The sequence below is a fragment of the Bradyrhizobium oropedii genome, from assembly GCF_020889685.1.
Lineage (GTDB): Bacteria > Pseudomonadota > Alphaproteobacteria > Rhizobiales > Xanthobacteraceae > Bradyrhizobium > Bradyrhizobium oropedii.
The window spans coordinates 1-6,985 of record NZ_JACMYO010000297.1 but is presented as its reverse complement, the minus strand read 5'-3'; the positions used below and the strand labels follow the sequence as shown (position 1 = coordinate 6,985).

The following is a 6,985-nucleotide window of genomic DNA, read 5'->3' as shown; positions in this document are numbered from 1 at the left end:
GCCGGGGGCTGCGGGCCGCCATAAGGCTGGCCGTATTGCTGGGGCGGCTGGCCGTAGTTCTGGCCATAGCCGCCGCCTGCCTGCGGCATCGCCTGGCCCGAGTTCCAGACTGGACGGCCGCCGCCGATATCGGGCGCACGCACCGGCGGCACCGAACCATGCGGCTGCTGGCCCTGTCCTTGACCCTGGCCGAAGATCGCATCGCGCATCGAATCGAGGAAACCGCCTTGCTGCTGGGCCGGCTGCTGCTGGCCGACCGCGGCCTCGAGTTCCTGGATGCGGTCATGGGCGCGCTTCAGCGCCTCGTCCTGCACCAGCGTGGTCTGCACCAGCGCATAAACCGCATTCGGCGCGCTGCGCAGGCCCTGCATGATCGCGGACATGGCCTCGCTGTCGCGCGGGGCATTCTCCAGCTTGGCGAGCCGGTCGAAGAGATCGTCGATCAGTTGGCGTTCTTGCGGTGTCATGGCGTTCTCCATCGCGTCGATCGAATCGGCGCGCGCCTCATGTAGGACGGGCTTTGTGGCGCAAGGAGTGGGGGCCCGAATTAAATTTACGTATGCGACAATCCGACCGGCGGATTCTTATGAACCCTATCAGGCCAGTGTAACTTTATTCAGGGCCAGCAGCGCGGCGAAATCGTCGCCTGCGAGATAGGCATGCTCGGTCTCGCGCTGGGTCGTCAGCGGGTCGAGATTTTTCAGAGTTTCATCGACGAAACCCGGATGGCACATCACGAGCCCGTCCTCTGGCATGCCGTCAAGGAAGCCCTGCATCAGCGCGCCGAAGTCGCTGCTGCGCGTAAAGTCGTAGGCGCCGGCGAAGGCCGGATTGAAATGCAGGCCTGATCGCTGCGCCTTGATGCGGAATTGCGTTGAGAGCACGTTCAGCACCAGCGCCTTGGGCGCCGCCAGCTGGCGCGCGAGCGGACCTTCGCGGCCGCACTGCCGCACCCAGGCGTTGGGTGCGCGCTCCTTCACGGCGCGCAGGAAGCCGTCGCGCACCTGCGGAAACAGCTGCGCATGCTGATGGCCGTCGACGAAATCGGGCGCGCGGCCGAACAAATCGTGGAACGCGTCGAGCTGCGCCAGCACCTCGGCATGCACCAGCTCGGCATCGAGCCGATGCATCAGCCCGGCCCGCAACAGTCGCGGGAAGGGCAGGAACATGTCGCCGTCGAGCGGCCGGAAGTGCATCGTCAGCGGCCGGAACGGCGCGGTCAGCGTCACATGCAGTCCGATCGCGCAGCGCGGGCTTTTCGCGACCGATGCCTGCAGCGCAGCCGCGCTCTCCCGGCCGATCGCCGGCGTCACCATCATCACGGACGTTGCGTTGAGGCGGCCGCGCTCGATCAGATCGCGGATCGCGCTGTTGACGCCGTCGCTCAAGCCATAATCGTCAGCACACAGCCAGATCCGGCGCGGCGAAGTTTCGCTCATTCGGCGGCGGTCCGCTCGGAGGCCGCCTGCGCCGCACCGCCGTCGGCGTGCTTCTCGGTATGCTCGGCGACGAAGTAGATCGGCCGCGCCTTCAGCTCGGAGAGGATCTTGCCGATATATTCGCCGACGATCCCGATCATGATGAGCTGCACGCCGCCGATCGTCATCATGCCGATCATCAGCGACGGATAGCCGGGGACCTGCTTGCCGGTGGTCAGCACTTCCCACAGGATCGAGAGACCGAACAGGAAGGCCGCGCCGGCGAGCAGCGCGCCGAGCAGGCTGGCGAAGCGCAGCGGCGCCACCGAGAACGAGGTCAGGCCCTCGATCGACAGGCCGATCAGCCGGCCGGCGTTGAAGGTGGTGACGCCATGCGCGCGCGGCGCCGGCTCGTAGTCGACGCGGATCTGCTTGAAGCCGATCCAGCTGGCGAGGCCCTTGAAGAAGCGGTTGCGCTCCGGCAATTGCCGCAAGGCCGCGGCCGCGCGCGGCGAGAGCAGGCGGAAGTCGCCGGCATCTTCGGGGATCTGCTGCCGCGCGCCCCAATTGATCAGCGCGTAGAAGCCGCGCACGGCAAGTCGCCGCGCCGCCGATTCATTGTCGCGATGCGCCTTCGCGGTATAGACCACGTCGTAGCCGTCATCGATCCAGTGCGCGACCAGTTGCTCCACCAGCGTCGGTGGGTGCTGGCCATCGCCATCCATGAACAGCACCGCGCCGCGGCGGGCATGGTCGAGGCCGGCCATCAGCGCCGCCTCCTTGCCGAAATTGCGCGACAGCGACACCACCTGCAGGTCGAGCCCATCCGCGGGCAGGCCGCGCGCGATCGCCAGCGTGTTGTCGGCGCTGCCGTCGTCGACATAGATCACTTCGCAAGTGAGGCCGTAGCGGGCGCCCAGCGCCTTGGCGAGGTCGATCAGCCGCTGGTGCAGCGCACTGAGCCCGGCGGCCTCGTTGTAGACGGGCACGACGATGGACAGACCCTGCGCGGCGGCGGTCTTGGCGGTGGTGGTCAGGCTGGAAACGTCAGAGCCCAGCATCATCGATCAGGTTCCAGAACTAGAGCGTTTTCGCGCGAAATCGGGTTCCGGTTCGCGGCAGGAAAACGCGTCGCAACGAGAGATCATGAACACAATATGGTACCGACGGTCGGCTGTCGCCAACATGAACGGCCCTGCCGACTCATTGTCGCAGGAACGCCTCAAGCTTGGCGAACAGCGGGTTCTCGCGGTCGAACACGTAGTCCAGCGACACCACCGACACGGTCTCGGCGCCGTGCTCGCGCAGGAAGCTGCCGAGCGCGTAAAGCTTGCCCGGTGGGCAGTGCAGCGTAAGCATGCCCGACGAGGTCGGGCCGCCGAACGGGGCGACCACGCCGAAACGGCTGTGCGCCTCGGACAGCAGCGCATCGTTGCAGCCGGCGAAGCGGGTGCGGACCTCGCGATACTTGCTGGCGCGGGCGCGCGCGGCGATGTGGTCGAGGATGACGCGCGCGGTCTCGCGGGCGCCGGTCGACCAGTCGGCATCCTTCGAGGCCACCAGATTGGCCTGGCTGCGCAGCATCACGCCGTCGTCCAGCACCTTGAGCCCGTTGGCGGCGAGCGTGGCGCCGGTGGTCGTGATGTCGACGATCAACTCGGCGGTGCCGGCCGCGGGCGCGCCTTCGGTGGCGCCGGCGCTCTCGACGATGCGGTAGTCGCCGACGCCGTGCCTGGCAAAGAAGCCGCGCGTCAGGTTGATGTATTTGGTCGCGACCGCATGCGATGATTGTGCTGCTCGCGGAAGCCCGATGCGACGTCGTCGAGATCGGCCATGGTGCGGACGTCGATCCAGGCCTGCGGCACCGCAACCACGACATTGGCATAGCCGAAGCCGAGGCCTTCGATCATCAGCACGCGCTTGTCGGGATCCGGAATGCTCTCGCGCACCAGATCCTCGCCGGTGACGCCGAGATGCACCGAGCCGCGGGCCAGATTGGCCGCGATCTCGCTCGCCGACAGATAGGCGATCTCGACATTGTCGACGCCGGCGATGGTGCCGCGATAGTCGCGTGCACCGCCGGCCTTCGACAGGGTCAGCCCGGCGCGGGCGAAGAAGCTCTCCGCGTTTTCCTGCAAGCGCCCCTTGGAGGGGACGGCGACGACGAAGGGCGTGCTCATCGGGCGTCTCCGCGCAGGGCCTTGCCGTGCCGGGTCATCGCCTCGATCCAGACCGAGAAGCCGACCGCGGGGATCGGGCTCACTGATCCGAGCTGCGTCATCAGTCCATCATAGCGGCCGCCTGCGACCAGCGGCTCGCTGCCGTTGCCCTTGGCGTGCAGCTCGAACTCGAAGCCGGTGTAATAGTCGAGGCCGCGGCCGAACGCGGTCGAGAAGCGGGTTTTTCGGATGTCGATGCCGCGCGCCGCCATGAAGCCGACCCGGCTCTCGAGCTGGTCGATCGCGGCGGCGAGGTTCAGCTTGGCGTCGGCGGCCAGCGCGCGCAACTGCGCGACCGCGTCGTCGGGATCGCCCGAGATCGCCAGGAAGCGCTTGATGGTCGCGACCGCGTCGCGCGGCAGCGCGCCGGCCTTCAAGGTCGATTGCTCGAGGAAGCGGTCGGCGATCTCGGCGACCGTGCGCCCGCCGACATTGGTGGTGCCGGCGATCGACATCAGATCGGTGACCAGCGCCAGCGCAGCCTTGCGGTCGGAGCCGGCCAGCGCCGCGAGCACGCCCTCATATTCGTTGCGGCCCGGCGCGGTTGAGAGTGTCAGCTGCTCGATGTCGTCGGTCAGCGAAACCTTGCGGTTGAAATCCTTGATCAGCCGGCGCCGCCACACCGGGTAGAGCTCGAGCGCATCGATCAGCGCGTTGAACAGCGCCACGTCGCCGGTGCGGATCTCGACGTCGGTCAAGCCGAAAGCCGTGGTCGCCTCCAGCGCCAGCGCCAGCATCTCGGCGTCGGCCGCGGCGCGGTCCTGCCGCCCGAAGGATTCGATGCCGGCTTGCAGGAATTGGCTCGGCTGGCCGTCGCGATAGCGGAACACCGGCCCGAGATAGCTGAAGCCGGCCGGCTGGCCGGCGCGGGGCGAGGCGAGGTAGTCGCGCGCCACCGGAATCGTGAGATCCGGGCGCAGGCAGAGCTCCTCGTCGCTCGGGTCGGTCGTCAGATACAGGCTCTTGCGGATGTCCTCGCCGGAGAGGTCGAGGAACGGCTCGGCCGGTTGCAGGATCGCGGGCTCGGACCTGAGATAGCCGGCCTGCGCGAACGAGGCCAGCAGCGCATCCGCCCATGAGGCGGATCCGGCGGCGGATCGTGGTGCGGCAGCTTCGGTCATCTCGACGTCCAAAAGGTCCGGATTGGGGCTCCGGCGCAGGTTCCAGGGTGGTTCGGGGCAGCCCTTACCATGGCCGGATCAGGGTTTCGACAGCGATCGGCCAAGTGGCTTAATGATTGCGTGCGTTAACGATTTTACGACGGCTTGGCTAGGTGGAACCGGATTGTTCGATGCCGATGGCAAACATTGCTAAAGTTTGTGGTCGCTCCCATAATTGGGCGGAGAGGGTCCCATCATGAATATGAACGTCTCACTGACCGACGAGTTGAGCGAGTTCGTCAAAACCAAGGTCGCGAGCGGCCGTTATACGTCGGCAAGCGAGGTCGTGCGGGAAGCGCTGCGGATCATGGAGCAGACGGAGGAGGCGCGATTGGCATTCCTCCGCAGTGCCTGGGCGGCGGGACAGGCGAGTGGCGACGCTGGACCGGCTGACTTCGCCGAGATCAAGGCACAGGGACGAGCCCGGTTGAAGGCTGCGGGCAAGTAAATTGGGAGAGGTCCGCCTTTCCCGGCTCGCGCAGGACGATCTCGCCGAAATCTGGTTTCTCATCGCATCCGATAAAGGGCCTGCGACGGCAGACCATTGGATCGATCGCATTGAAGTGAGGTGTTGCCAATTGGCGCAATTTCCCGAATCCGGACCGGCGCGGCCCGACATCGCCGATGCTGCGAGGATGCTGGTGATTTCGCGGTGGCTGCTGCTGTACGAGATCACCCCAGGCGGCGTGCGCATCATGCGCGTGATCGATGCCGCGCGCGATCTTGGAGAGCTGGATTTGTCCGGCGAATAAGCGGTCTCCGTGCGAGCCGCCTTTCCGGCTAACTCTTACTTCCCCCAATCCCCGAGTGCCGCCTGCACCAGCGCCAGCGCGGCGACGGCGGCGGTGTCGGCGCGCAGGATGCGCGGGCCGAGGGCGAGGCGGAGGATGCTGGGCTGGCGCAGCAGCAGCGCGCGCTCCTCCTCGGCGAAGCCGCCTTCGGGGCCGATCAGGACATCGATGCCGCCATTTGCAGCCCTCGCCGCTTGCAGCGCCTGGATCGGATTTGCGACCTCGGCCGCCTCGTCGCAGAACACCAGCAGCCGCGCCTGGTCGCGCCCGGCCAGGAAGCGTTCGAGGGGCAGGGGATCGGCGACCTCGGCGAGCGAGATGATGCCGCATTGCTCGGCGGCCTCGACCACATTGGCGCGCATCCGCTCGCCGTTGACCCGCGACACCTGGGTGAAGCGCGTCAGCACAGGCACCAGCCGCGCGGCGCCCATCTCGACCGCCTTCTGCACCATGTAGTCGAGCCGGGCATGTTTCAGCGGCGCGAACACATAGGCGACGTCGGGCAGGCGGTCCTGCGCGCGGGTTTGTGCTGCGATCGTCAGCGTGTCCGCCCGCTTGCGGCCGGAAATCGCCGCGCGCCATTCGCCGTCGCGGCCGTTGAACACCAGCACGGTGTCGCCGGCGTTAAGCCGCAGCACGTTGCCGAGATAGTTGCTCTGGTCGCGTTCGAGCGGAACGGTGGCGCCGGCACCGAGCGGGGCATCGACAAACAGGCGGGGGCTGCGGAAATCGTGTTCAGACATGTCGTGGGTTCTTGAGATGCGCTCCAGCGGCGTCAGTGCTGCCTGGCAGGTTAACCAAACCGGACGACACCGTAGTCGCGCGGACTCGCCAGGAACTCGCCTGCCAAGGTAGTAAGGAAGCGTCGATATATTGCTTCTGACACCAAGTCATTTTTCCAGTCCGAGGGGTCGCTTGCACGCGGCCCCTTTTGTTTTTCGGTCAGCGTAGGACCGTAAAATTCAAACCGGCGCATGACCGAAAATCCCGTTCAGGCAGACTTGATGGTCGATTTTTATCGCGTTCGTAGCCTAAAGGCTTAGAATCGGGGAACAATTTAATGTGGCCGGTGTGGCCCTACGCCGCGCTGTCGCCCAAATCCACGGGTTGTTAAGGCCTCACAGGAATCGTAAAACGCCCCCAAATTTCGTTGCTTCGTTTTTGTAGCGCTGGGGTTGCCTGGACCTTTTGCCGGAGAAACACCCTCGATGATCCGCCGACTGATCGTGCTGACCGTTGCCGCGACCGCCCTGTCTGTGGGGCAGGCGGCTGCCCAGAGCGCTTTTCCGGCACCGCTGCCCAATCAAGGCCAGGCCGGCACCGCCTCGGATCCCGCGTTCCCGCCGGTCAACGGTGCACGTCCCGCCAGCCGGGCCGGCACCGCCTCGGATCCTGCA

7 protein-coding genes and 2 pseudogenes are annotated in these 6,985 nt (G+C 66.4%); 3 read left to right on the top strand and 6 right to left on the bottom strand.

Features of this window, described 5'->3' with window-relative positions:
* The 5 genes and pseudogenes from H8A95_RS40795 to H8A95_RS40775 all read right to left on the bottom strand — a co-directional run.
* Positions 1 to 467, bottom strand: a 467-nt coding sequence (locus H8A95_RS40795; protein ID WP_229188148.1) for a DUF2076 domain-containing protein, incomplete at its 3' end; no start/stop codon positions are given.
* Positions 468 to 596: 129 nt separating this feature from the next.
* On the bottom strand, positions 597 to 1,439 hold the full coding sequence (locus H8A95_RS40790) for a ChbG/HpnK family deacetylase (RefSeq protein WP_229188147.1): 843 nt from the start codon (positions 1,437 to 1,439) through the stop codon (positions 597 to 599).
* Positions 1,436 to 2,482, bottom strand: a complete 1,047-nt coding sequence (locus H8A95_RS40785) for a glycosyltransferase family 2 protein (RefSeq protein WP_229188146.1) — start codon at positions 2,480 to 2,482, stop codon at positions 1,436 to 1,438. Before H8A95_RS40785 ends, H8A95_RS40790 begins: the two co-directional genes overlap by 4 nt.
* Positions 2,483 to 2,621: 139 nt before the next feature.
* Positions 2,622 to 3,598: pseudogene (hisG, locus tag H8A95_RS40780) on the bottom strand (ATP phosphoribosyltransferase).
* Positions 3,595 to 4,758, bottom strand: a complete 1,164-nt coding sequence (locus tag H8A95_RS40775; protein ID WP_229188145.1) for an ATP phosphoribosyltransferase regulatory subunit — start codon at positions 4,756 to 4,758, stop codon at positions 3,595 to 3,597. Before H8A95_RS40775 ends, hisG begins: the two are co-directional and overlap by 4 nt.
* A 235-nt stretch (positions 4,759 to 4,993) precedes the next feature.
* On the opposite strand from H8A95_RS40775, the gene H8A95_RS40770 reads away from it, so the two are divergent.
* On the top strand, positions 4,994 to 5,245 hold the full coding sequence (locus H8A95_RS40770; RefSeq protein ID WP_229188144.1) for a type II toxin-antitoxin system ParD family antitoxin: 252 nt from the start codon (positions 4,994 to 4,996) through the stop codon (positions 5,243 to 5,245).
* Between the two features lies 1 nt (position 5,246).
* Complete coding sequence (locus tag H8A95_RS40765) at positions 5,247 to 5,549, top strand: type II toxin-antitoxin system RelE/ParE family toxin (RefSeq protein ID WP_229188143.1); 303 nt, start codon at positions 5,247 to 5,249, stop codon at positions 5,547 to 5,549.
* Between the two features lie 35 nt (positions 5,550 to 5,584).
* Here the strand turns inward: H8A95_RS40765 and H8A95_RS40760 are convergent, their stop codons facing one another.
* Positions 5,585 to 6,331 (bottom strand): 16S rRNA (uracil(1498)-N(3))-methyltransferase, encoded by a 747-nt coding sequence (locus H8A95_RS40760; protein ID WP_229188142.1) that lies wholly within the window; start codon positions 6,329 to 6,331, stop codon positions 5,585 to 5,587.
* Between the two features lie 465 nt (positions 6,332 to 6,796).
* Here H8A95_RS40760 and H8A95_RS40755 point away from each other — a divergent pair.
* Positions 6,797 to 6,985, top strand: a pseudogene (locus tag H8A95_RS40755) (hypothetical protein); the annotation flags it as partial.